The sequence below is a fragment of the Rhodopseudomonas pseudopalustris genome, from assembly GCF_900110435.1.
Taxonomy (GTDB): Bacteria; Pseudomonadota; Alphaproteobacteria; order Rhizobiales; family Xanthobacteraceae; genus Rhodopseudomonas; species Rhodopseudomonas pseudopalustris.
In genome coordinates this window covers 481,173-505,882 of sequence record NZ_FODT01000003.1, presented here as the reverse complement: position 1 = coordinate 505,882, position 24,710 = coordinate 481,173, and the positions used below count along the sequence as shown (strand labels likewise).

General features: G+C 65.0%; 21 protein-coding genes, 1 tRNA gene and 1 pseudogene. 10 read left to right on the top strand and 13 right to left on the bottom strand.

The annotated features are described in order from the left end of the window. Positions 1-194: 194 nt before the first annotated feature. Positions 195-893 carry a PAQR family membrane homeostasis protein TrhA gene (gene trhA / locus BMY71_RS08500; protein WP_011504087.1) on the top strand — a complete coding sequence of 233 codons (699 nt, stop codon included), beginning with the start codon at positions 195-197 and terminating at the stop codon, positions 891-893. Between the two features lie 119 nt (positions 894-1,012). After that, the gene (locus BMY71_RS08495; protein WP_092683037.1) at positions 1,013-1,816 is read left to right on the top strand and encodes an SDR family oxidoreductase; all 804 of its coding nucleotides are present in this window, start codon (positions 1,013-1,015) and stop codon (positions 1,814-1,816) included. 186 nt (positions 1,817-2,002) lie between these two features. Here BMY71_RS08495 and mdlC read toward each other — a convergent pair whose 3' ends face one another. The 6 genes from mdlC to BMY71_RS08465 form a co-directional block, all read right to left on the bottom strand. Further along, positions 2,003-3,625 (bottom strand): benzoylformate decarboxylase, encoded by a 1,623-nt coding sequence (gene mdlC / locus BMY71_RS08490; RefSeq protein ID WP_092683035.1) that lies wholly within the window; start codon positions 3,623-3,625, stop codon positions 2,003-2,005. Between the two features lie 39 nt (positions 3,626-3,664). Beyond that, on the bottom strand, positions 3,665-4,048 hold the full coding sequence (locus BMY71_RS08485; RefSeq protein ID WP_092683033.1) for a DUF2147 domain-containing protein: 384 nt from the start codon (positions 4,046-4,048) through the stop codon (positions 3,665-3,667). Continuing rightward, a complete protein-coding gene (locus BMY71_RS08480) occupies positions 4,042-4,908 on the bottom strand; it encodes an HTD2 family dehydratase (protein ID WP_092683031.1) in 867 nt (288 codons plus the stop codon). Before BMY71_RS08480 ends, BMY71_RS08485 begins: the two co-directional genes overlap by 7 nt. A 14-nt stretch (positions 4,909-4,922) precedes the next feature. Then, a complete protein-coding gene (locus tag BMY71_RS08475; RefSeq protein ID WP_092683029.1) occupies positions 4,923-6,017 on the bottom strand; it encodes a CaiB/BaiF CoA transferase family protein in 1,095 nt (364 codons plus the stop codon). A 172-nt stretch (positions 6,018-6,189) separates the two neighbouring features. Further along, positions 6,190-7,365 (bottom strand): acyl-CoA dehydrogenase family protein, encoded by a 1,176-nt coding sequence (locus tag BMY71_RS08470; RefSeq protein WP_092683028.1) that lies wholly within the window; start codon positions 7,363-7,365, stop codon positions 6,190-6,192. Positions 7,366-7,396: 31 nt separating this feature from the next. Beyond that, positions 7,397-8,662 carry a cytochrome P450 gene (locus tag BMY71_RS08465; protein WP_011504080.1) on the bottom strand — a complete coding sequence of 422 codons (1,266 nt, stop codon included), beginning with the start codon at positions 8,660-8,662 and terminating at the stop codon, positions 7,397-7,399. Positions 8,663-9,020: 358 nt separating this feature from the next. Here BMY71_RS08465 and BMY71_RS08460 point away from each other — a divergent pair, with 358 nt between their 5' ends. After that, the gene (locus BMY71_RS08460) at positions 9,021-10,193 is read left to right on the top strand and encodes an isovaleryl-CoA dehydrogenase (RefSeq protein ID WP_011504079.1); all 1,173 of its coding nucleotides are present in this window, start codon (positions 9,021-9,023) and stop codon (positions 10,191-10,193) included. 225 nt (positions 10,194-10,418) lie between these two features. On the opposite strand, the gene BMY71_RS08455 is transcribed toward BMY71_RS08460, so the two are convergent. Both BMY71_RS08455 and BMY71_RS08450 read right to left on the bottom strand, forming a co-directional pair. Continuing rightward, positions 10,419-11,234 (bottom strand): DUF2927 domain-containing protein, encoded by an 816-nt coding sequence (locus BMY71_RS08455; RefSeq protein ID WP_092683026.1) that lies wholly within the window; start codon positions 11,232-11,234, stop codon positions 10,419-10,421. An 87-nt stretch (positions 11,235-11,321) separates the two neighbouring features. After that, positions 11,322-11,900, bottom strand: a complete 579-nt coding sequence (locus tag BMY71_RS08450) for a L,D-transpeptidase (RefSeq protein WP_092683024.1) — start codon at positions 11,898-11,900, stop codon at positions 11,322-11,324. A 182-nt stretch (positions 11,901-12,082) separates the two neighbouring features. On the opposite strand from BMY71_RS08450, the gene BMY71_RS08445 reads away from it, so the two are divergent. Beyond that, the gene (locus BMY71_RS08445) at positions 12,083-13,627 is read left to right on the top strand and encodes an acetolactate synthase large subunit (protein ID WP_092683173.1); all 1,545 of its coding nucleotides are present in this window, start codon (positions 12,083-12,085) and stop codon (positions 13,625-13,627) included. 105 nt (positions 13,628-13,732) lie between these two features. After that, positions 13,733-14,167 carry a DUF5413 family protein gene (locus tag BMY71_RS08440; RefSeq protein WP_011504073.1) on the top strand — a complete coding sequence of 145 codons (435 nt, stop codon included), beginning with the start codon at positions 13,733-13,735 and terminating at the stop codon, positions 14,165-14,167. 112 nt (positions 14,168-14,279) lie between these two features. Here BMY71_RS08440 and BMY71_RS08435 read toward each other — a convergent pair whose 3' ends face one another. Beyond that, on the bottom strand, positions 14,280-14,597 hold the full coding sequence (locus tag BMY71_RS08435; protein ID WP_041805434.1) for a hypothetical protein: 318 nt from the start codon (positions 14,595-14,597) through the stop codon (positions 14,280-14,282). A gap of 91 nt (positions 14,598-14,688) precedes the next feature. Here BMY71_RS08435 and BMY71_RS08430 point away from each other — a divergent pair. Both BMY71_RS08430 and BMY71_RS08425 read left to right on the top strand, forming a co-directional pair. Then, positions 14,689-14,901 (top strand): annotated as a pseudogene (locus tag BMY71_RS08430) (IS3 family transposase); the annotation flags it as partial. Positions 14,902-15,272: 371 nt separating this feature from the next. Further along, positions 15,273-16,733 (top strand): DUF1254 domain-containing protein, encoded by a 1,461-nt coding sequence (locus BMY71_RS08425; protein WP_430715322.1) that lies wholly within the window; start codon positions 15,273-15,275, stop codon positions 16,731-16,733. 377 nt (positions 16,734-17,110) lie between these two features. Here BMY71_RS08425 and BMY71_RS08420 read toward each other — a convergent pair. The 3 genes from BMY71_RS08420 to BMY71_RS08410 form a co-directional block, all read right to left on the bottom strand. Then, positions 17,111-17,185 (bottom strand) — tRNA-Val (locus BMY71_RS08420). 151 nt (positions 17,186-17,336) lie between these two features. Continuing rightward, positions 17,337-18,632 carry a coiled-coil domain-containing protein gene (locus BMY71_RS08415; protein WP_092683020.1) on the bottom strand — a complete coding sequence of 432 codons (1,296 nt, stop codon included), beginning with the start codon at positions 18,630-18,632 and terminating at the stop codon, positions 17,337-17,339. A 260-nt stretch (positions 18,633-18,892) separates the two neighbouring features. Further along, complete coding sequence (locus tag BMY71_RS08410; RefSeq protein ID WP_011504069.1) at positions 18,893-19,489, bottom strand: DUF1134 domain-containing protein; 597 nt, start codon at positions 19,487-19,489, stop codon at positions 18,893-18,895. A gap of 112 nt (positions 19,490-19,601) precedes the next feature. On the opposite strand from BMY71_RS08410, the gene BMY71_RS08405 reads away from it, so the two are divergent. Further along, complete coding sequence (locus tag BMY71_RS08405; RefSeq protein WP_011504068.1) at positions 19,602-20,108, top strand: YHS domain-containing (seleno)protein; 507 nt, start codon at positions 19,602-19,604, stop codon at positions 20,106-20,108. A 1-nt stretch (position 20,109) separates the two neighbouring features. Here BMY71_RS08405 and BMY71_RS08400 read toward each other — a convergent pair whose 3' ends face one another. Further along, a complete protein-coding gene (locus BMY71_RS08400; protein ID WP_092683018.1) occupies positions 20,110-20,946 on the bottom strand; it encodes a 3'(2'),5'-bisphosphate nucleotidase CysQ family protein in 837 nt (278 codons plus the stop codon). A 131-nt stretch (positions 20,947-21,077) separates the two neighbouring features. On the opposite strand from BMY71_RS08400, the gene chpT reads away from it, so the two are divergent. Together chpT and BMY71_RS08390 are read left to right on the top strand one after the other, a co-directional pair. Further along, the gene (gene chpT / locus BMY71_RS08395) at positions 21,078-21,731 is read left to right on the top strand and encodes a histidine phosphotransferase ChpT (protein WP_011504066.1); all 654 of its coding nucleotides are present in this window, start codon (positions 21,078-21,080) and stop codon (positions 21,729-21,731) included. Between the two features lie 186 nt (positions 21,732-21,917). Beyond that, positions 21,918-24,695: a hybrid sensor histidine kinase/response regulator gene (locus tag BMY71_RS08390; RefSeq protein ID WP_092683016.1), complete on the top strand. Its 2,778-nt coding sequence runs from the start codon at positions 21,918-21,920 to the stop codon at positions 24,693-24,695. The last annotated feature ends 15 nt before the right edge of the window (positions 24,696-24,710 follow it).

Sequence of the window (24,710 nt, the reverse complement as noted above, 5' to 3'; positions counted from 1 at the left end):
CGGCGAAGTTGGCCGCAAAACGAGCGATGCGACAATCCGACCTGATGCCGACAGGCCCCGGGGCCTTGGCTTCGCCGCCTTTCAAGGAGATAAAATCGGTCAGGAACGGTAGGACGCGCCGCGAATTGTATTGCATCGCCGCCGTCAACCATGAATGCGCCAGATCAATTCGAAACAGGGTGTCGCCTCCGCTTATGACGATCTTTCGGATGAAGCAAATCGATTCGCATTCCAGGATCGACTCCAGGGGATCGGTTCACTGGAATTACGATCGCGCCGAGCTGATTGCGGATGGCGTGGTCCATGTGCTGGGCCTCGTCGCCGGCCTGATCGCCGTGACCGCGCTGATCACGCTGACCGGGGTGTTTGCGGATACGTCCACATTCGTCTCGGTAACAGTATATGCCGCCGGCCTGCTGGCTATGCTGGGTTTGTCGGCGGCGTATAATCTGTGGCCGGTGTCGCCGCGCAAATGGCTGCTGCGGCGGTTCGACCATTCCGCGATCTACATCCTGATCGCCGCAACCTACACACCGATTATCAGCCAGATCAAGGACCAGATGTTCGCGCTGGCGCTGCTCGCCGGCGTCTGGGGCGTGGCGTTGGTCGGCATTCTGCTGAAGCTGTTCAAGCCCGGCAAGTTCGACAAGCTGTCGGTCGGGCTGTATCTGGCGATGGGCTGGAGTGGCTTGATCGCCTATGAGCATGTCATCGAAACGCTGCCCAATCTGGCGATGTGGTTCCTCGCCGCCGGCGGCGCGCTGTACACGCTCGGCGTGATCTTCCACGCTTGGCGCCGGCTGCGATTCCAGAACGCGATCTGGCACAGCTTCGTGCTGATCGCCGCCGCCTGCCACTATGTGGCGGTGATGGACCTGGTGCTGGCCGCCTAGCGCCGCGGGCGGCGTTATGCCCCTGTTCCCGTTGCGCATATCCCGGTTGCAAAACCGGGTGCCACTTTGGCCGGATACGCGCTAAGACACCCCAACAACAACCATTCGGGGGAAAATCCATGCAGGTTGCGGGCAAGGTCGTCGTCGTCACCGGCGGCGGCAATGGAATCGGTCAGGCGATGTGCGAGGCGTTTGCCAAAGCGGGCGCCGCCAAGGTCGTGGTCGCCGATCTCGATCAGGCCCGCGCCGAGGCGGTGGCCGCTTCGGTCGGCGGCGCGGCGTTCAAGTGTGACGTCGCCGTTGAGGCCGACATCAAACATGTGATCGACCAGACCGAGCGGCAATTCGGGCCGATCGCGCTGTTCTGCTCCAATGCGGGGATCGGCGGCGGCTTTGATCCGATGTCAGAAAATGCCGGGGGCGCATTGGACGAGCCGTTCATGAAGAGCTGGATGATCCATGTGATGGCGCATGTCTACGCCGCGCGGCATCTGGTGCCGCTCTACAGAGCGCGCGGCGGCGGCTATTTCCTCAACACGATTTCGGCGGCGGGCCTGCTGTCGCAGGTCGGCAGCCCGGCCTATTCGGCGACCAAGCACGGCGCGGTGGGCTTTGCGGAAAATCTGGCGATCTCGCACAAGGCGCACAACATCAAGGTCTCGATTCTCTGCCCGCAGGGCGTCGACACCAACATGCTGCGCGGAATCCCCAAAGGCCCGCAATCCGCCGACGGCAATCTGTCGCCCGAGCAGGTCGCGCAGGACGTGCTGGCCGGCCTCGCGGAAGAGAGCTTCCTGATCCTGCCGCACAAGCAGGTGATTGACTACATGCGCAAGAAGACCGAGAACTACGACCGCTGGATCGGCGGCATGGCCAAGATCCAGGCCTCGCTGCGCGAGACCTTCGGGACGAAGGCGAACTGAGCCTTCGTAACCTCGACCCACAAACCATCGTTCGTCATTCCGGGGCGCGCGTAGCGCGAACCCGGAATCCATACTCCCTTTGCTCTCGGTGAAGCACAGAGGACGATTGCAATTCTGATTCGATAGTTCAGGGATTATGGATTCCGGGTTCGCCGCTACGCGGCGCCCCGGAATGACGGAGTTTTGCTAACCGTTCTTCGCGTAGAGCAGCGGCACCGAACGATCCAGCATGGCCTCCACCACGAACACGCCATCGTATGACAGCGCGCGAGCCAGCGCCGGCGCGAGGTCGTCGCAGCGTGACACGCGCTCGGCGTCGCAGCCCATCGATTGTGCGAGTTGCACGAAATCGATTCCCGGCAGCGCGAGTCCCGGCACGTCGCGAACCTGCATCACCTGGCTGAACGAGCGCATCGCGCCGTAGCCGCCATTGTTCAGCACCACCACCGTCAGCGGCAGCTTACGCCGCGCCGCCGTCCACAGCGCCTGGATCGAATACATCGCCGAGCCGTCGCCGATCAGGCAGATGGTGCGGCGCTTTCGAAGCGCCAGCGCGAAGCCGACCGCGGCCGGCAGCGACCAGCCGAGCCCGCCGCTCGCCATCGTCGCAAAGCTGTCCTGGCCGGGCATCGGCAAGTATTTTTGCATGGCCAGACGATGCGACGGCGCTTCCTCCACCAGCATCGCGTCGGCCGGCATCGTCGTCGCGAGTTCGTGCAGCACGACTTCCGCCGGCATCGGATCGGCGGCTCGCGGCGCAGGGGGCAATGTACGTGCCGGAGGCGCGGCGCGGTTGGTTTCCGGCAACAGCTCCAACAGCAAATCCAGCGCCGGCTTCATCGTCGCAACAATGCTGGCGCCGAACGGCGTCACCGACGCGGCGTCGGCGTCCTCGGTGATCTGGAACAGCGTCGCCGCGCCGTCGAAGATCGACGCATGGCCCTCGACGTGGAAGGTGAACACCGGCGCGCCGATCACCACAACGACGTCGTGTCTGCTGAGCGCCTCGGAGAGTTGTCCGGGCGAGGCGTGCAGGAATCCGGCGAACAGCCTGTGCCGCTCCGGGAAGCTGCAGCGCGCCGAGAACGGGCTCACCCACACCGGCGCATTGGTGCGCTCGGCGACCTTCACCATCAGATCGACCGCTGCGGCGCGATCGACCGAAGGGCCGACCACCAGCGCGGGCTTCTTGGCAGAGGCCAACGCCTCGGCCAGAGCCTGCATTGCCGCGCGCTCCGGGCCGCGCTCGCGGGTCAACATTCTGGGCGCGACCGGCGACGCGGGCCGCGCCCAGTCGTCGATCGGCACCGACACAAAGGTCGGTCCGCATGGCGGCTGCATCGCCACGGCGTAGGCGCGCGCGATCGCGGCCGGGACATCTTCGGCGCGCGCCGGTTCGACGCTGTACTTCACGTAAGGCCGCGGAAATTCGCTGGCGCGCTCGGCGCCGAGAAACGGCTGCAAGGGAAGCAGGCTGCGCGCCTGCTGTCCGGCGGTGATCACCAACGGCGTCTGGTTCTTGAACGCCGTGTAGATGTTGCCGAGCGCGTTGCCGACGCCGGCCGCCGAATGCAGATTGACGAAGCCGGCGTTGCGCGTGGCCTGCGCATAGCCGTCCGCCATCGCCACCGCACTCGCCTCCTGCAGCGCGAGGACGTAGTCGATATCGCCGGGCCAGTCGCTGAGAAACGGCAGCTCGGTCGATCCGGGATTGCCGAACACCTTGTCGATCCCCAAGGCGCGCAGCAAATCGAGCGTCGCCTCCTTCACGCTGACCGCGCGCGGCGCGGCTTTGTTCTTGGCGGGCACGGCGACGATCCTTCGATGATCAGCGAAATGCGGGATCGGTCAGCGAAGACGGCTCCAGTTGGTACTCTTGCAGATGATGCCGCCGAGCACGCAGCCTTTGGTGGTCATCTGATCGCCCCGGACGGTGATCGTGGCCGAATAGCTCTTACCGGTCTTGGGATCGAGCACCGAGCCCGTGAGCGGCGCGTCGCCGCCGCCCTGCCTGAGATCGAATTCGAGGCGCTCGCCGACCTTCTCGTCGGTGACATCGGGCCGGATATAGGTGTTGGTCATGCAGATGACCTTGCCACAGGGCGCCACCTTCACGCGCGCGATGCCGTCGTCGCGCTGCCACGCGCCCATGATCGCGCCGGTGTCTGCGACCGCCGCCGACGCGCCGAGCAGCGTCAGCAGGGCGGCGACAACAACGCGCCCGGCTACCATGTCGCGGTGCCCTTCATGGTCGGCACGCCGTCCGCATTGGCGGTCCAGAGCTCCAACCCGCCCGCTGTTTCATTGGCGTTGACGCTGAAATCGGCGCCGTCGAACAGCGGCTGCACCCCCCGATAGCTGAAGCTCTTCGGTGCGGAGCCCTTCAGCTTCGCGGCAAACTCGACCTGCAGCGCCGCCTGCATCGGGCCATGGACGATGAGGCCGGGATAGCCCTCGACCTTGGTGACGTAGTCGCGGTCGTAATGGATGCGGTGGCCATTGAAGGTCAGCGCCGAATAGCGGAACAGCAGCACAGGGTCGGCGAGATGGCTCTCGCGGTGCTGCGCGGCCGGCGCGGGCGCGGCAGGCTTGGCCGGCGCCGCAGACGGCGGCGGCACGTCGCGATAGACGATGTCCTGGCGGTCGCGGATCGCGACGCCGCGCGGCGTGGTGATCTCGTGGTTGACGGTGACGAAGCACAGCGTGCCGGTCGAGCCCTGCTTCACCGTCACCTCGCCGATCGTGGAGGTCCGCGTTACCTCGTCGCCGACCTTGAGCGCGTCGAGGAACTGCAGTTCGCCGCCCGCCCACATCCGTCGCGGCAGCGGCACCGGCGGCAGGAAGCCGCCGCGGGTCGGGTGGCCGTCGGGCCCGAGCTGGTCCATCGGATAGACCGGCTGGCCGAGACACCAATGCGCGGTGAACGGCGCGGCGTCGCCGGCCTGCGGCTTGCCGATGTCGAGAAACAGCGTCGCGCGCAGGCCCCTGACGAGCTGAGCGGTGACAGTGTCGGTGGCTTGCTCGCTGCGGCCGATCCATTGCCGCAGATGATCGAGGTCGAGCGTTTCGGTCGTGGTCGCGGCATGGGTCATGGTGTTTGCCCTTGTTACTTGCGTTTGTCCCCGATTCCCGGCACCGCGCCGTAACGGCGGTCGTCGCCGAGAACGATCGCGGCCGGCGCGGGATAGGTGACCGGCCCGTTCGGCGTCGCCACTTCGATCCGGCGCAGATGCGGATGATGCGAGAGGTCTTCCATCGCATTGACCTCGGCGAACGCGATGTCGGCGCTGGCGAGGTGTTCGAGCAGATCGTCGCGTGTCAGGCTGCCGAAGATATCGGCCACCACTTTGTCGGTGAAGGCGCGATTGCGCACGCGCTCGACGCCGTTGCATAGTCTGGGATCGGCCGCGAGTTCGGGCTGGCGCAGCACTTCGGCGCACAGCTTCTTCCACTCTCGCTCGCTCTGGATCGAGATCAGGATGTCCTTGCCGTCCTTTGAGGTGAACACGCCGTAGGGCGCGATCGAGGGATGCGCAAGGCCGAGCCGCCGCGGCGGATTGCCGGCTTCGGCGTTGAGCAGTGGCACGGTCAGCCAGTCCGCCATCACGTCGAACATCGATATCCGGATGTCGGCGCCTTGTCCGGTGCGTCCGCGCCCGATCAGCGCTTCGAGGATCGCAGCGTGTGCGGTCGCGCCGGTGGCGACATCGACGATCGACATGCCGACGCGCGAAGCGCTTTCCGGGCCACCGGTGATCGAGGCGAGGCCGCTTTCGGCCTGAATTAGCAGGTCATAAGCCTTGCGGTGCGCGTAAGGGCCGTCGTCGCCGTAGCCGGAGATGGTGCAGATGATCAGCTTCGGATAGTCGCGGCGCAACCGCTCGCGGGCGAAGCCGAGCTTGTCCATCGAGCCGGGCTTGAGATTCTGCAGCAGCACGTCAGCCGAGGCGATCAGGCTCTCGAGTTCGTCGCGGCCTTGTTTGGTCGACAGATCGACCACCGCGGATTCCTTGCCGCGATTGAGCCAGACGAAGTAGCTGCTCTGGCCCTTGGCGGCGTGGTCGTAGCCGCGGGCGAAATCGCCTTCGGGGCGTTCGACCTTGACGACATGGGCGCCGGCGTCGGCAAGTCGCGAGCTGCAAAACGGCGCTGCGACGGCTTGTTCGACGGCGATGACGGTCAATCCTTCAAGTGGAAGCACTGCTCAATCCTTGCCATGGTCATTCCGGGGCCCAAGCGATCGCTTGCGAACCCGGGATCTCGAGGTGTCTTGCCGACGTCGGGTCAACAGTTCGGGATTCCGGGTTCGCCGCTGCGCGGCGACCCGGAATGACGGTTTGATGGTGATGGCGCATGCACGCGACGGAGTCGGTTCAATACGACCGCGGCATCCCGAGCACGTGCTCGGCGAGATGCGACAGGATCAGATTGGTCGAGATCGGCGCGACCTGGTACAGCCTCGTCTCGCGGAACTTTCGCTCGACGTCGTATTCCTCGGCGAAGCCGAAGCCGCCATGTGTCTGGATGCAGGCATTGGCCGCCTCGAACGAGGCGTCAGCCGCGAGCATCTTGGCCATGTTGGCCTCGGCGCCGCAATCGAGCCCGGCTTCGTATTTGCGGGTGGCTTCCTTCACCATCAGCTCGGCGGCGCGCATTTGCGCATAGGCCTTGGCGATCGGGAACTGGATGCCTTGGTTCTGGCCGATCGGCCTGCCGAACACCACGCGATCCTTGGCGTAGTTGGTCGCTTTCGCGATGAACCATTTGGCGTCGCCGATGCACTCGGCGGCGATCAGGATGCGCTCGGCGTTCATGCCGGAGAGGATGTAGCGGAAGCCCTTGCCTTCCTCGCCGATCAGATTCTCCTTCGGCACCTTGAGGTCGGTGAAGAACACCTCGGTGGTGGCGTGGTTCATCATGGTGCGGATCGGGCGGATCTCCAGGCCGTGGCCGCGCGCCTCACGCATGTCGACCAGGAACACCGACAGACCTTCGGTCTTCTTGGCGGTCTGATCCTTCGCCGTGGTCCGCGCCAGCAGCACCATCAGGTCGGAGTATTCGGCGCGGCTGGTCCAGATCTTCTGGCCGTTGACGACGTAGTCGCCATTGTCGTCCTTTTTGGCGAAGGTCTTCAAAGATGTCGTGTCGGTGCCTGAGGTCGGCTCGGTGACGCCGAACGCCTGCAGCCGCAACTCGCCGGAGGCGATCTTCGGCAGCCACTTCGCTTTCTGTTCGTCGCTGCCGTGCCGCAGCACCGTGCCCATGGTGTACATCTGCGCATGGCAGCCGCCGCCGTTGCAACCGGCGCGCTGGATTTCCTCGAGGATCGCCGCCGCCGCAGAAAGCTTCAGCCCGGCGCCGCCATATTCCTCGGGGATCAGCACCGACAGGTAACCGGCCTCGGTCAGCGCGTCGACGAAGGCCTTGGGGTAGGCCATCTCACGGTCGAGTTTTCGCCAGTACTCGCCTGGAAATTGCGCACACAATTTGGCGACGGCGTCGCGGATGTCATGGAATTCGTCCTGCTCCGCGGCGGCATGATGTTTCATTGTTGAAGCTGTTTTCTTTTTCTTGGGAGGGTCAGGATATGCGAACCGGCAAGGACTCGTAGCCCTTGACGAAGCTCGAATACACCCGCTTCGGCTCCCCGACAACTTCAATGCGGTCGAACCGCTTGAGCATTTCTTCCCAGACGATCTTGAGCTGCAACTCCGCGAGCCGCATCCCGACGCAGCGGTGGATGCCGAAGCCGAACGACAGATGGATCTTCGGCCGCTTGCGGTCGATGATGAATTCGTTCGGCCGCTCGATCACCTCGTCATCGCGATTGCCGGAGACGTACCACATCACGACCCGGTCGCCCTTCTTGATGGTCTTGCCGCCGAGTTCGGTGTCCTCCAGCGCGGTCCGGCGCATATGCGCCAGCGGCGTCTGCCAGCGGATCACCTCCGGTACCATGGTGTCGATCAGTGCCGGATTCGCCCGCAATTTCGCGAACTGGTCGGGATTTTCGTTCAACGCCAGCACCGAGCCCGACATGGTGTTGCGGGTGGTGTCGTTGCCGCCGACAATCAGCAGCAGGATGTTGCCGATCAGATTGTCGCGGTCCATCTGCCGCGTCGCGTCGTGATGCGCCATCATTGATAGCAGGTCGTTGCGCGGCTCGGAATTGACCCGCTCATTCCATAGCTTGATGAACGTGGCCGCGCATTCGTTCAGCACGGTGCGGCGCTCCTCTTCGGATGCGACAATCAAGCTCTTCGGCAGCGCGGTGGCGACGTCCGACCAACGCGTCAGCTTGCGCCGCTCCTCGAACGGAAAGTCGAACAGCGTCGCCAGCATCTGCGTGGTCAGCTCGATCGAGACCCGCTCCACGAAATTGAAGGTCTCATTGCGGGGCAGGGCGTCGAGAACCTTCTCGGTCCGGCCGCGGATCAGCACCGCGAGCTCGTCGAGATGTTGCGGCGTGAACATCGGCGACACCGTCTTGCGCTGCGCCGAATGCCGCGGCTCGTCCATCGCGATGAAGCTCGGCCAGTCGTAGCCGACCGGCGCGTCGCGGATCGCGATGCCGCCAAGCGTCGAGTCCGACGAGAAGATGCCGTGGTGGGTGTCGACATGCATGATGTCGTTGTACTTGGTCACGCTCCAATAAGGCTCGATCGGCGCATTGGTGCAGTAGTGCACCGGCTCCTCGGCGCGAAGCCGCTCGAACCACGGCCATAGCGTGTCGTCGCGAAAGTGCCGCGGCGCGCCGGGATGGAATTGCGCCAGCGGCGTCGAATAGGCTTCCTCGCGCGCGGCGCGCTGACGGGCGGCTTTGTCGATCTCGATGGTGCCGTGCATGGGTGTCCCTCGGTTTGAGTGTTCGTTGGCGTTTCTTCCCGATTTGCCGTTACGGCGATCGGCCGTTCTCCATCGTCCGCCTTGTTGCCTGTGGCGGATCAGCGTCGATTACAACCGGTTGTCACGGCCAGCGCAAGTATCCCGGACACACGCCGGCATGGGATCGAACAAATTGATTTGACTGCCGATTTTCCGTCCGGCGGAGACTTGCGTCGAGGCGCTGGCGAAGGTTCTGGAAAGGCCGGTCGGGACGACCAATGGAGCCTTCTCAGCCCTGCGGCGCCATGACATGGTGGCCGCAACCAGAAGACCGGCGCGCCGCTTCTAGCCGCGCGCCCCGAGTGGAGACAGCCCGACCATGATTCCCAACGCGCAAGGCATGTTTAATTTCGATCTCGGCGAGACCGCGGATGCGATCCGCGAAACGGTGCGGGATTTCGCCTCCAATGAAATCGCCCCGCGCGCCGACGCGATCGACAAGACCAACACGTTTCCACGCGATTTATGGCCGAAGCTCGGCGCGCTCGGGCTGCACGGAATCACGGTCGATGAGGAGTACGGTGGCGCTGGCCTCGGCTATCTCGAGCATTGCCTTGCGGTCGAGGAGATCTCCCGCGCCTCGGCGTCGGTCGGGTTGTCCTACGGCGCGCATTCCAACCTTTGCGTCAATCAGATCTCCCGCAACGGCAACGATGCGCAGAAGCGTAAATATCTACCGAAGCTGATCTCAGGCGAACATGTCGGCGCGCTGGCGATGTCCGAACCCGGCGCCGGCTCCGACGTGGTGTCGATGAAGACCCGCGCCGAGAAGAAGGGCGACCGCTACGTTCTCAACGGCAACAAGATGTGGATCACCAACGGGCCGATCGCCGAGACTCTGGTGGTCTACGCCAAGACGGATCCCAACGCCGGGCCGCGCGGAATGACCGCGTTTCTGGTCGAGAAGGGCATGAAGGGTTTCAGCACCGCGCAGAAGCTCGACAAGCTCGGAATGCGCGGCTCGGACACCGGCGAGCTGGTGTTTCAGGATTGCGAAGTACCGGAAGAGAACGTGCTCGGGGAGGTCGGCCGCGGCGTCAATGTGCTGATGAGCGGCCTCGATTACGAGCGCGCTGTGCTTGCCGCAGGTCCGCTCGGCATCATGCAGGCCTGTCTCGATGTGGTGCTGCCTTACGTGCACGAGCGCAAGCAGTTCGGCGAGCCGATCGGCACCTTCCAGCTGGTGCAGGGCAAGGTCGCCGACATGTATGTGACGATGAATGCCTCGCGCGCTTACGTCTATGCGGTGGCCAAGGCCTGCGACCGCGGCGAGACGACGCGAGAGGACGCCGCCGGCGCAATCCTGTTTGCCGCCGAAAAGGCGACGCAATGCGCGCTCGACGCGATCCAGTTGCTCGGCGGCAACGGCTACATCAACGACTATCCGACCGGACGGCTGCTACGCGACGCCAAGCTGTACGAGATCGGCGCCGGCACCTCGGAAATCCGCCGCATGCTGATCGGGCGTGAGCTGTTCGCCAAGACCGCATAGCGGCGGTCGCGCGTTATTCTCGCGACGTCATTCCGGGGCGCGAGCGTAGCTCGCGAACCCGGAATCTCGATCTGTTCATCGATCGTTCGCGACAACCTCTGGATTCCGGGTTCGCTCACTTCGAGCGCGCCCCGGAATGACGGGGGCTCGCCGTGGTTGCTGCGAGGCGGCCCGCTTCCGGTGGCTCTTGCAGCGAGGCCTTGCGCGGGGCCTTCGTTCCCGCGCTTAAGGGCTCAGCCCGTTGGTCTTGCCGACGAAGCTGCGCACGTCGCTCATCACCTGCGGCAGCACGGCCTTGACCTCCTGCACCGTCATCCCGGGCTTGACCTCGGGGTGGTACAGGATGTTCATCAGATACTGATCGTAGACGTCGAAATAGCCCTTCTGGACGTTGTCGTTGAACATCGTCCACGGCACCTTGTCGGTGTCGTTGATCGGGCCGAGCGACTGCAGCAGTTCCTCATAGGCGCAATCAAGGAAGACGAAGTCGCCGTTGTCGATGGTCAGGATGACGTCGGCGTGCTCGATCTCGAATTTTTCGTTCTTGCGGAAGCCTGACAGGCATTGCGGGTCGAGCGAGTCATTGATTTCGCGCGCGCGCTCGGCGCCGTAGAACGTCGAGATGGTCTTGCCGAGGTTCCTGTCGCGGACCAGGTGAACGGTGACGTTGGCCTCGTTGCTGTCGTCGGTCATCGCGATGTCGAGATTGCGCACCCGCTTGGCGATGTCGGCGACCACCCGCTCGAGCTGGTCGCGGCGGTCGGGCCGGGTCTCGCCCTCGGCATGAATCCGCACCGGCCCATCGAACTTGCGGATGCGGTCGACCCGGCCGGCGAGGTGGTACTCGGCACCGAACGCGGTCTTGAAGAAACCGTCAAATATCTGGCTGTCGGTGAAGTCCTTCTTCTCGGCGCGCTGGTTCGCCGAGATGTCGGTGTTGTCGGCGGCGTCGGCCGGGACCGCGGCGAACACCGCCAGCGCGGCGGCGAAGGTCGCCGCGAGCGCGCGTCGGGAGGGCCGGGGGCGGAAGCCGCATTGCATTGCGGAACGCTGCCGCAATCCCGGCCGGTGCACAACCTGAAATTCGACGCGCCTGGGTCGCGCGCGCGACCCGCGCACGCGATTGTGTTAGTTTTTGACCACCACCGTGGTGCCGACGCGGACCCGCTGATACAGGTCGACGACGTCCTCGTTGGTCATCCGGAAGCAGCCGGACGATACCGCCTGGCCGATCGTCTCCGGCTCATTGGAGCCGTGGATGCGGTACAGTGTCGAGCCGAGATACATTGCGCGGGCACCGAGCGGGTTGTCCTCGCCGCCGGCCATGTGGCGCGGCAGGTCGGGGCGGCGGCGCAGCATCTGGGCCGGAGGCGTCCAGCTCGGCCATTCCTTCTTGGCGGTGATGCGGTGGGTGCCCGCCCAGCGGAAGCCGTCGCGGCCGACGCCGATGCCGTAGCGCAGCGCCGTGCCGTCGGGTTCGACCAGATAAAGCCGCCGCTCCGCGGTGCTGATCACGATCGTTCCCGGAGCATATCTGCCCATGAAGTTGACGCGCTCGCGCGGAACCGGATTGGCGCTCGCCGGGCCGGAGCGGAAGAAGGACCCGAATCCCATCGCGTCGCGCAGGTCTTCCTGCGCCGACGCCTGGGAGGCCCCTGCCGTCGCAAAGGCGATTGCAAATACAAACAAGCGGGCGGAACGAACCATCGTGAACCTCGCAATCGTCGGAATCTGACCAGAGACAGGCCACAATCGTGGCGATTGCGCAAGCCGTGGCCTTGGGGCGGGCTGCCGCCTCGCGCAATTCTGATCCGCGATGCAGCCCTTTGACGAAATCGCGGAACAATGGTTGATCGGTCGAAGAAACGTCACAACCGGGGAGAGCTATGATGAACGGTGCCGAGAGCCTGGTGCGGACGCTTGTTCATGGCGGCGTCGATGTTTGTTTCGCCAACCCCGGCACCTCGGAAATGCACTTCGTGGCGGCGCTCGACCGCGTCGAGGGGATGCGCTGCGTGCTCGGGCTGTTCGAGGGCGTCGTCACCGGCGCCGCCGACGGCTATTTCCGGATGAAGCGCACGCCGGCGTCGACCTTGCTGCATCTCGGCCCCGGCCTCGCCAACGGCCTCGCCAATCTGCACAACGCCAAGAAGGCGAATTCCGGCATCGTCAATATCGTCGGCCAACATGCCACCTACCACATCGATTACAACGCGCCGCTGACCTCCGACATCGAGGGACTGGCGCGGCCGATGTCGGCGTGGGTTCGCACCTCTCCGGACGCCCAATCGGTGGCGCGCGACGGCGCCGCCGCGATCGCCGCGGCAAAAAGTGCGCTGCCGCAGATCGCTACGCTGATCCTGCCGGCCGACACCGCCTGGAACGAGGCCGATGGCATCGCCGACGTGCCGGCAGACGCGCAGCGCCCGAGCTACTCGCCGCATGCCGTCGAGGCGGCGGCGCGGGTACTGCGCTCCGGCGAGCCGACGCTGCTGCTGCTGACCGGCGGTGCGCTCACCGAGCACGGCCTCGACCTCGCGGCGCGGATCGCCGGCAAGAGCGGCTGCCGTGTGATGGGCCAGACCTACAATCCGCGGATGGCGCGCGGCCGGGGTCGCTATTCGATCGAGCGGATTCCCTATGTGATCGAATCCGCGCTGCCGATCCTCAAGGACTTCCGCCATATCGTGCTGGTCGAGGCCAACGACCCGGTGGCGTTCTTCGCCTATCCGAACAAGCCGAGCCTGCTGAAGCCTGAGGGCTGCGAGGTGCATCGCATGACCGAGGGCGGCGAGAATTCAGTTGCCGCGCTGGAAGCGCTCGCCGGCGCGCTCGGCGCCAAGGCGCAGGACGCGCAGCCGCAAACGCTCGCCGAGATCGCGCGGCCGACCGGCGCGCTGACCCATGCCTCGATCGCGCAGGCGATTGCGATGGCAATCCCGGAGAACGCCATCGTGATCGACGAATCGATCACTACCGGCCGCGGGTTCTTTCCGCCGACGGCTGCGGCGCCGCCGCACGACTGGCTGCAGAATATGGGCGGTTCGATCGGCTTCTCGCCGCCGGTCGCGGTCGGCGCCGCGGTGGCGTGCCCGGATCGCAAGGTGATCTGCTTGGTCGGCGACGGCAGCGCGATGTACACGCTGCAAGCGCTGTGGACGCAGGCGCGCGAAAACCTCGACGTGACCACGGTGGTGTTCGCCAACCGCAAGTACCAGATCCTGCGCGGCGAATTCGACGGCGTCGGCGCCGGGGAGCCCGGCCAGCGCGCGCAGGACATGCTGACGCTCGATCGGCCGGCGCTCGACTGGGTGTCGCTCGCCAGGGGCATGGGAGTTCCGGCCCGCGCCGTCTCGAGCGCTGACGAGCTGAACAAGGCTCTGGATGCCGGCACCGGCGGCAGCGGACCGAATCTGATCGAAGTTCAAATGTAAGACGCAGCGGCCCGAAGGCGTGCGCCCGATGGCCCGGTTGTCGAAGCGCCCGCTTCGGGCGTAGCTTACGCCCGCGGCGGCGCGGGCGTCGGTGGTGGAGCAGGCATGAAGCGATATCTGATCTTTGGCGCGCTCAGTCCCTTTGTCGGCGGACTGCTGCTGCTGTTCACGACGAGCTATCTCTCCGGATACTGGCACCACACCAACCTGATGGAAGTGAAGAAGTTCTTCATCGTCCTGTTCAAGTCGCTGCAGTACAGCTATTTGTTCGGCCTGCTGCCGGCGCTGATGATGGCCGCGATCGACGAGATCATCTGCCACATCGGCCGGATCGGCCCGGTGGTGCGGATGCTGATCGTCGGAATCATCGGTTTCGCCGCCGCCGCCTTCATGTACAGCAACCGCGGCGCCGACATGGGTTCTGAGCAACTCGTGCTCTACGGTCTGGTCGGCCTGGTGCCGGCGATGCTGTCGTCCTGGCTCGCCCAAAAATTCTGCGCCCCGGTCGCCCCGAAGGCGACGGAGCAGGCGTCGGCGTAAGGCTGGTCCGCGTGCTGGTTCGGTGCAGCGCGCAGCGCTGCGCCACAGAACCGGGATCCGTCACGCCCACGGGACGCGGCTCGCGGTCGAAGCACTTCGTCGCGGCCCCTGATCAACCCCGCGCGGCGACGCCGCCCCAGTCGCTCAGGCTTTCGATTACGTTGTCCTGCAGCGCGGCGTCGATCTTGTGCTTGAGTTCGGAGTGCCGTTCGCTCGCCGCCTCGAGCTCGGCATCGGTCATGCCGCCGCGATGCGAGCGGACCCGCGGATCGAGCCGCAGGAATTCCTCGGTTTCCTCCGCCGTCAGCCCGGCGATCAAGGTGGCGCCGCGCGCATCCTTGATCAGCGCGCGCATCTGCTCCAGCCATTGCCGCAGCGCTGTCTCCTGCTCGAGCAAGCCGATGATCTTCTGTTCAAGGGTGTGAGCCATGGTGTCCGTTCCGCATCCCGCCGATGGTCTGATGGCCATCTGCAGATTCGCGTAACCGAGCGCTGGCGCCCTCGCTTTGTGCCGGATCAATTGGTGCAATGCGGCGATAGAGAGCTTTTTCTCCTGGCTCAAGACCGAGCGGATCGCCCGCAAGAATTATCGCACCAGGAACGAGGCCAAAGCCGATGTGTCTGACTACATCGAGCGGTTCTACGATCCGACCCGACGTCATTCGACGATCGGATATCTCAGCCCCGTTGAGTTCGCGCGGAAGCTGGGATTAGCTCAATTGCCCGTCCACTGAACCGTCACTGGTCTTACTCAGGTCCGGTACGCGACTGCCGTCCTGCGGCCCCCGTCAGGCTACAGTTTGTTCATCCGTTTCGGAGCGATTGATTACCAGCAATCACGCAAGCAGCAGGTTTAACCACCCAAGTTCGCTTCACGGACTTGGAAGACCTTCAGTTGCCCGGAACGACCGAGCTTTGGGGAGACTGTTCAACGCGTGACGTCCGAAGCGCGAGGCAAAGCGGCCAGCCTGGTCAAGACGGTGGGGTACTTCCGATTGCCCAGGACTTGAACAAAGCAGCGCTTTGCGCGAAATCAATGCAGTCCTGACTGCCCCTTAAAAGAATTGCACGAGACCAATGTGTTCTCAGGGAGGCTTGCATGAAGATGTTCGCGTCGATGAAGGCGTTGGCACCAGCGGCAATAGCCGCGATGGCGGTCGGAACGCTCGGTCTGGAAAGCGCCACCGCCAAGGACAGACTCGCAGCAGGCGAGGTCAAGGTGATCGCAGAGGAAGCGTTCGTCTACGGCTTTCCAATGGTGATGAGCTACGCCATTTATTACGAATCGTTCGTCGATACCAAGTCCTCGCAATACAAGGCGCCGTTCAATCAGCTGTACAACACCGCGCGCGTTTATACGCCGGCCGATACCGCGGTGGTGACGCCGAACAGCGACACGCCGTATTCCTTCATCGGCATGGACCTGCGCGCCGAACCGGTGGTCATCTGCAATCCGGAAATCGAGAAATCGCGCTACTTCTCCCTTCAACTGATTGACATGTACACTTTCAACTACGGTTACATGGGCACCCGGACCAGCGGCAACGCCGCGCAATGCGCGCTCATCGCCGGGCCGCGCTGGAAGGGCAAGGCGCCGGACGGCATTGCCAAGGTGTTTCGCAGCGAGACCGCGTTTTCGCTCGGCTTGATCCGGACCCAGTTGTTCAACGGTGCGGATCTCGACAACGTTAAGAAAATTCAGGCCGGATACCGAGCGGTACCACTGTCGAAATTCCTCGGGCGCGCCGCACCCGCGGCCGCGCCGGCGGTCCAGTGGCCGATGATTGACAAAGAGCTCGCGGCCAAGGACCCGTTCACCTATCTGAATTTCCTGCTCACCTTCACGCCGGCGACCGGGCCTGCGGCCGTCGAGGCGCCAATGCGCGCGCGTTTTGCGAAGATCGGAATCCTGCCGGGCAAGCCGTTCAACGTCAGGGCATTGAGCGCTGCGCAGAAGGAAGAACTCGAGGCGGGGGTCAAGAGCGGGCTGGAGAAGATCAAGGCGACCATCGACACGCTCGGCCGGGTCGAGAATGGTTGGCGCGTCGCCACCAGCGCATTCGGCGATCGGGCGATGTATGGCGCAGATTATGCGCGCCGCGCGGCGGCGGCGATGGCCGGCATTTACGGCAACGACGCCAGCGAGGCGCTTTATCCGATGCTCGCCGCGGATAGCGAGGGTAAGAAGCCGGACACGGGCGTTGCCAACTACGCTCTGACGTTCCCGGCGGGATCGCTGCCGCCCACAAAGGCGTTCTGGTCGGTGACGATGTATGACGGCAAGACGCAACTCCTGATCGACAATCCGATCAATCGATATCTGATCAACTCGCCGATGCTGCCCGACCTCAAGAAGAACCCGGACGGCTCTCTGACGCTGTTACTGCAGAAAGAGTCCCCGGGGCCGGACAAGACCTCGAACTGGCTGCCGGCGCCGAACGGACCGGCCTACATCGTGATGCGGATCTATTGGCCGGAGCCGACAGCCTTGAATGGCGCGTGGAAACCGCCTGTGGTCCAGCCCGTCAAGCTGGAATCGAGCGCGAATCCTGCGAAGTCGGAATAGTTCAACAGCTCCTTCGTCATCGACGCCTGTGCCCGCCGGATCGTCGGCCGGCGGGCCCTCACGAACGTGCTCGATGCGCTACCTGGCGCACGCCGTAGACTTGGAAGTTCTTCTCGAACACGCGCCGAACTTCGATCGTCGGGGCGGCATTCTGCTTGGTGCCGACAGTTTGGCGGGATTGCGCCGCTTGGCGGCCTCGGCGTGGTAGGTCGAAGGGGAGGTCATCCCCATTCGTATTCCCATGAGCGAACGAGCCGAGAACGGGATAGCCGGCCCATGCACGAATGTTCCCACTATGTTCTGGTCTTCAGTGCCCCTTGGTGCTCTCTAGTCACCAGAGAGCAATCGAAAAATTTGAGTGTTTCAAGGGGGTTTAATGGTGGGCGCACAAGGGATCGAACCTTGGACCTCTCCCGTGTGAAGGGAACGCTCTCCCGCTGAGCTATGCGCCCGGGACCGATCAGGACGGGGCCGCGAGGTGGCCGGTCCGACGATCGTTGATCGCGCGATTTACGGAGTGCGGGGCGGGGGTGTCAAGCGCCAAGCCCGAGTTTTGGCTCTGGCTTCCCCCATTTGCCGCAGACCCTCGGCCGATCTGACGCGTCAGCCGATCTGGCGCGCCCGCGAGGCATGCGATTGCAGCGCGCGGATGCGTTCGGCCAGCGTGCCGCCGGCGACTGCCGGCGGTGCGAGCGGGGCTTCGGCGCCGTTGGCGCGGGCAGCTGCGGCGGGCTGAGCGGTCGGTGCGGGGGCGGCGGGCGACGGCGTGCTCTGGCCGGACAGAATCGCCTGGATCGGCGAATCCGGGCCTTCCAGGGTCATCGCGAGCTTGGCAACCTCGGCGGCGATGTCGTTGATCCGCTCGCGCAGCAAGGCGTTTTCCATCCGCTCGGTGGCCCAGGTGTTTTCGGTCTGCTGCTGGATTGCCGCCAGCTCGCGCTGCGCCTTGGCGCCTTCATCGCGGGCCTGGCGGAGCTGCACTTCGAGCGCAGCGTTCTCGTCGCGCAGCCGGGCGAGGTCCGGCGATGCGACGGCGGCCTTGGCGTTGGTCTTGGCATTGCCCTTGGCGTTGCCTCCGGCGCCGCCGCGAAGCTGTTGCAGGGCGGCTTCGGCGGCCTCCCTCGCGGCCCGCAGCTCGGCGTTCTCGGCCTCGAGCGCGGCGACGCGGCTGCCGAGCGTCTCGGCTTCCTTGACCTGCGCGAGCAGTTGCCGGTCGAGATCGGCGACGCGGTGGCTGAGGTTGTCGACGCGGCCGCGTGCGTCGTCCAGCTCGCGAGTCGCGCTGACGGATTCGCCGCGCTGAGCTTCAAGCCGGGTCTGGGTCGCGGTGAATTCCTTCTCGGCGTCGCCGACGCGGGCGCGCAGTTCCTCGATCTGGGTACGCACCGCCACCAGTTCGACCTGCCTCGTGTCGGCCAGCATCGAGCGGTCGGCCAGCTCGGTGTTGATCCGTGCCAGTTCGGCCTGCTTCTCGGCCAGCGCCGTCTCGGCGCTGCGCAGCGCCTGGGTCTTGGCGGCGAACTCCTCTTCGGTGGTGCGGAGCTGCTCCTTCACCGCCTTCTCGCGCGCTTCGAGCGTGAAGATCGCAGCGTTTTTCTCGGCGAGCTCGACCTTGAGGCGATTGACAGCGTCGGTCTTGCGGCCGAGTTCAGCGAACTGGCTGGTCGTCTTGTTCTTGAGCTGTTCGACGCTCATCTCGAGCCGCCGCGCCGACATCGCGAATTCGGCGCGGAGCTGGTCCTTGTCGGCCTGGATCTCGGCCATCGACAGCGGCGTCGCCGCCTCCAGCCGTTTGGTCGTGAGCCGCACCGCGCGATGATGCACCAGCGGCGCGATCATCAGCGCGAGCATCATCGCCACCAGAAATCCGATCGCCAGATACATGATCTGTTCGACCATGACGTTCTCCCTCACGAGAAACCGAGAGCCCACGCTCCGCGATCCGGCTGAGGTGGCGGATTGCGCCTGCGCGAGGTCTGATTGCGAGCCGATGGTCGCGGCGGGCCACGGCCCGGACCATTAGCCCGGGCAAACGCCGCCCTCCGGCCGGAAAGTTCGGCCGCACAATGCCACGCGGCGGCGCCGCAACGCCAGCCCGTTGCCGCGTTAACGTGAATATCGGCGGCGAACGGGAAGGGCGGTGCGGTGGCGAAGCGGGATCAGAATGGATTCCAGGTCGCGGTCGGGGTGAACTTCAGATAGCCGATATTGGCGCCGAGCCGCAGTCCGATTCCGGACTGGATCGGCACCAGCACGATGCCGTTGGCGGCGAGCGCGGTCATGCCGAAGCCGCCGACCACATAGGCCGAGCCGTCGATGCCGCCGAAGCGCTGGTAGATCGCATTGGTCGAGGGCAGGTTGTAGACCAGCGTCATGGTGCGCGCGCCGTTGCCGCCCCAGTCGAAGCCGACCGATGGGCCCTGCCAGTACACCCGCAGATCGCCGGCGTTCTTGGTGTAGAGTGTGCCCTCGCCGTAGCGCAACCCAGCGACAAAGGCGCCCGAGCCTTCCTCGCCCAGCACGTAACCGTTGGGCAGCCCCCATTGGCTGACCGCACGCTCGATCACCGAGGCTAATCCCCGCGAAACGTTGCCGAAGAATCGGTGGCCGGCGTTCGTCAGTTCTTCAGGCCCGTAGGTACTCGGGCTCGCTTGCGCCCTGGGCGGCAGCGGTTGCTGCTGCTGGGCTGCAGCCGGCACGATGAAGGCCGCCGACGCAAACAGCGCCAGCGCGGCACGACGTGAAACGATGGTCATCAAACTCACCCCTGGGTCTTCGATCCCCGGCGCCACTTTAACCGGACGCTGACTCGCATCCCAATATGGTGGCGGCCTCTGCCCCGCGATTCGAACTTTATCGGGTTCAACTATGACGGCACAACGGCAGGAAAGAAACGGACTGCGCCCCGGATTCGCCACGATCGGGCTCGCCGCGCTGCTGATGTTGCCGGTCGGGGCGACGCAGCCGGCGCAGGCGACGACCACCGAGCGGGTGGTGGTCGACCGGCATTCGGGCTTGGCGATCGACGGTTTCGATCCCGTGGCCTATTTCACCGATCATGCGCCGCGCCGCGGCGACGCCGAATTCGAAGTCGCGTCGAGCGGCGCGATCTGGCGGTTCGCGAACTCGTCAAACCGGGCCGCCTTCGCCGCCCGTCCCGACATCTACGCGCCGCAGTTCGGCGGTTATGATCCGGTCGGCGTCTCGCGCGGCGTTCCGTTGCAGGGCAATGCGCTGGTCTGGCTGGTCAGCGGCCAGCGGCTGTATCTGTTCAGCACCGAGCAAGACCGGGATGTTTTCGCCGCCGACCCGGAGCGTTACCTGCGCGAGGCCCGGCGGCAATGGCCGGCGCTGCTCACCACGCTTGCCAAATAGCTCAGCCTGCCGCTCGGGGATCGCCCCAGGCAATGAATTCCGGCACAATGAAATTCGGCCGCGGCTCGTCGAACCGCAGCGAGGCGCCGCTGCCGTCGGTCAGGCGGCCGCCGGCTGCGATCACCACCGCAGCGCCCGCGGCGATATCCCATTCGCAGGTCGGCGCCAGCCGCGGATAGATGTCGGCCTCGCCTTCGGCGATCCGGCAGAATTTGAGCGCCGAGCCCATCGGCGCTCGCACCGCGCCTGGCCGGCTCTCGATGAAAGCCACGGTACGGTCGTCGAGGTGCAGCCGGCTGATCGCCACGATCCAGGGGTCGCCGGTGGACGGCATCGGTCGGGTGTGGATCGGCGCGGCGGTGGCGACCTTGCCGTCGGCGCCGATTGTCAGGCGCTCGGCGCCATGGCCGACCAGTCCGCGCCACACGAGCCCGAGCGCCGGCGCGCCGACGATGCCGAGCAGCGGTTTGCCGTCGGTCACCAGTGCCAGATTGACGGTGAATTCGTCGCGGCCCGCGACATAATCCTTGGTGCCGTCGAGCGGGTCGATCAGGAAGAAGCTGCCCGAGGCGGCGCGACCGAGCGCGCACCGTTCTTCTGACAGCGCGGGAATCCCCAGCGCAAGTTGCGTCAGCCCTTCGGCAATGATCCGGTCGGCGGCGAGATCCGCGATCGTCACCGGCGAGCCGTCGGGCTTTTGCTCGACCGGCGCGGAGCGGTCGACCGCCAGGATCGCAGCGCCGGCCCGCAGCACCAGGTCGGTCAGCGACTGCATCAGGGCGGCGGCGGCATCGTTCGAAACGGCCGGTCCTTGTCCCAATGCCTGACCCGTCGCCATGAGCTGTCTTCCTCGTCTGGCCGGTTGACGCCGGTCCGTGATGTTGGCAGCGCAACCGGCCGCAGTGTATCAAGCCATTCACCATGGCTGATTCGTCTTGAACGAGCCGAGCGGTTCCGAGGAGCAGACAAATGTCCGGCAATACCCCTCCCGTCCAGGCCCCCGCCCCGGACGCGCTCGAATTGGCGGCGCTGCTGTGCTCGCGCGTCTGCCATGATCTCATCAGTCCGGTCGGCGCGATCGTCAATGGCCTCGAAGTGCTGGACGACAGTTCCAAGCAGGAAGATCGCGATTTCGCCCTCGATCTGATCCGCAAGAGCGCCAGGACGGCCTCGGCCCGGCTGCAATTCTGCCGGCTGGCGTTCGGCGCTGCGGGCTCCGCCGGCGCCCAGATCGACCTCGGCGACGCCCAGAACATGGCGCGCGGCCATCTCGAGGACGAGAAAACCAAGATCGCCTGGAATCTGCCTCGCTTGCTGCTCGCCAAGAACAGGGTGAAGCTACTGCTCAACATGCTGATCATCGCGCAGCAGACGATTCCGCGCGGAGGCACGCTGACGATCGATCCGGTCGGCGAGGGAGACAATCTGTCGTTCCGCGTGATCGCCGCGGGTCTCAATGCCCGGATGCCGCAGAATATCGCCGAGATGCTCAGCGGCAGCCACGCCGGCCCGATCGAGTCGCACGGCGTACAGCCCTACTACACGCGGCTTCTGGCGCAGGCCTGCGGGCTTGCCGTCACGCTCGCGCCCGAGGGCGACACCATGGTCGTCAGCGCGAATTGAGCAGAGCGGGCATGGTAAAGGTCAGGTTACGACGCGCCCCCTGGTATTAGTACGCGTTCGACTATTTCTTTAATCGGGCCAGCGCGTCCGATTACGCAACCAATATTAAACGCTTTCCGCAGACAGTGGCCGCATAGCTTTCGGCCACGGCTGTTGCCGTGCGCCCGCGTAACGAGGCCAGCGCACATGGACGATCTTCTGCGTGAGTTCTTGACGGAAACTTTCGAGAGTCTGGACACGGTTGACAATCAGCTTGTCCGCTTCGAGCAGGAGCCCAATAACGCAAAGATATTGGACAATATCTTCAGGCTTGTTCACACCATCAAGGGCACCTGCGGATTCCTCGGCCTGCCGCGCCTGGAAGCGCTGGCGCACGCGGCGGAAACCCTGATGGGTAAATTCCGCGACGGCATGCCGGTCACCGGCGAGGCCGTCACGCTGATCCTGACCACGCTCGATCGGATCAAGGACATTCTCGGCGGTCTCGAGGCAAGCGAAGCAGAACCCCCGGGCGAGGACGGCGACCTGATCGGCGAACTGGAGCGGCTCTCGATGCGCACGCCCGAACAGATCGCACTCGAACTCGGCGAGTCCGCAGCGGTCGCGGAAGCTGCTCCGGATGTTCCGGAGGCTGCTCCCGAGCCCGAACAGACCGAAGGCACCTTGGTAGCGCAGACGCTGGAGCGTCCGCTCCGGCCGGGCGAGGTCTCGCTCGACGAATTGGAACGGGCATTCCAGGAGACCGCGATCGAGGCCGCCTCACCGGCGCTCGAGACGGTCGTGGCGCCCGCTGCGGTGGCCGAGGTGGCCGAGGTGGCCGCCAAGCCGGCGGCGAAGCCCGCCGTCAAGGCCGCCAAGAAGGGTGAACAGGACCCGGCGCCGGCGGAAGGCGACCGGATCGCCAATCAATCGATTCGCGTCAATGTCGATACGCTCGAGCACCTGATGACGATGGTGTCCGAGCTGGTGTTGACCCGCAATCAGCTGCTCGAAATCAGCCGCCGCCACGAGGACACCGAATTCAAGGTGCCGTTGCAGCGGCTCTCGACCGTCACCGCCGAGTTGCAGGACGGCGTGATGAAGACCCGGATGCAGCCGATCGGCAACGCCTGGCAGAAGCTGCCGCGCATCGTGCGCGATCTCGCCTCCGAACTCGGCAAGCATATCGAGCTCGAGATGCACGGCGCCGACACCGAGCTCGATCGGCAGGTGCTCGACCTGATCAAGGATCCGCTCACCCACATGGTGCGCAACTCCGCCGATCATGGGCTGGAGCGGCCCGAGGATCGGGTGCGCAACGGCAAGCCTGAGCAGGGCACCATCCGTCTGTCCGCCTATCATGAAGGCGGCCACATCGTGATCTGCATCGCCGATAACGGCCGCGGGCTCGACACCGATCGGATCAAGGCCAAGGCGATCGCCAACGGCCTCGTCACCGAGGCCGAGGTCGAGAAGATGACCGAGGCGCAGATCCACAAATTCATTTTCGCGCCCGGCTTCTCGACCGCCGCGCAGGTGACCAGCGTGTCCGGCCGCGGCGTCGGCATGGATGTGGTGCGCACCAACATCGACCAGATCGGCGGCACCATCGAGATCAAGTCGGTGGCCGGCGAGGGCTCGAGCGTCACCATCAAGATTCCGCTGACACTCGCGATCGTCTCGGCGCTGATCGTCGAAGCCGGCGGCGACCGCTTCGCGATCCCGCAGCTCGCGGTCGTCGAGCTGGTGCGGGCGCGCGCCAATTCCGAGCACCGGATCGAGCGGATCAAGGATACGCCGGTGCTGCGCTTGCGCGACAAGCTGCTGCCGCTGATGCATCTGAAGAAGCTGCTGCATATCGACGACGGCACTGCGCTTTCCGAGCCGGAGAACGGCTTCATCGTGGTGACGCAGGTCGGTAGCCAGACCTTCGGCATCGTGGTCGACGCGGTTTTCCACACCGAGGAAATCGTGGTCAAGCCGATGTCGACCAAGCTGCGCCACATCGGGATGTTCTCGGGCAACACCATTCTGGGCGACGGCGCGGTGATCATGATCGTCGATCCGAACGGTATCGCGCAGGCGCTCGGCACTTCGGTTTCGGCGCAGCACGATCTGTCGGAGCAGAACGCGGCGACCCGCGCGGCCTCGACCGAGCAGCTCACCTCGCTTCTGGTGTTCCGCGCCGGCTCGGCGCATCCGAAGGCGGTGCCGCTGTCGCTGGTGACGCGCCTCGAGGAAATCGCCGCCGAGAAGATCGAGTACTCGAACGGCCGGCATATGGTGCAGTATCGCGATCAACTGATGCCGCTGGTGCTGATGGAGGGCGTTAATGTCGCCACCACCGGCGTGCAGCCGATCCTGGTGTTCGTCGATGACGATCGCAGCATGGGGCTCGTGGTCGATGAGATCGTCGATATCGTCGAAGAGCATCTGCAGATCCAGGTCGGCTCCAGCCGCGAAGGAATTCTCGGCTCGGCAGTGATCAAGGGGCTCGCGACGGAAGTGATCGACGTTGCTCACTTCCTGCCGATGGCTTTTGCCGACTGGCTCTCCCGCAAGGAAATGAAGCAGTCGATCGCCAGCCGCTCGGTGTTGCTGGTCGACGACTCCGCCTTCTTCCGCAACATGCTCGGCCCCGTGCTGAAGGCGGCCGGCTACAGGGTTCGGCTGGCGACTTCGGCAATCGAGGCGCTCGGAGTGCTGCGCACAGGTGTGCAGTTCGACGCGATCCTGACCGACATCGAAATGCCGGAGATGAACGGCTTCGAATTCGCCGAGGCGATCCGCGCCGATGCCAAGCTCGCGCCGACGCCGGTGATCGCGCTGTCGTCGCTGGTGTCGCCGGCGGCGATCGAGCGGGGCCGTCAGGCCGGTCTTACCGACTACGTCGCCAAGTTCGACCGTCCTGGCCTGATCGCGGCGCTCAAGGAGCAGACCGTGGACAATGAGCCGGTCAGGGCGTTGCAGCAACAAGCGGCGTGACGGATACCAGAAAGG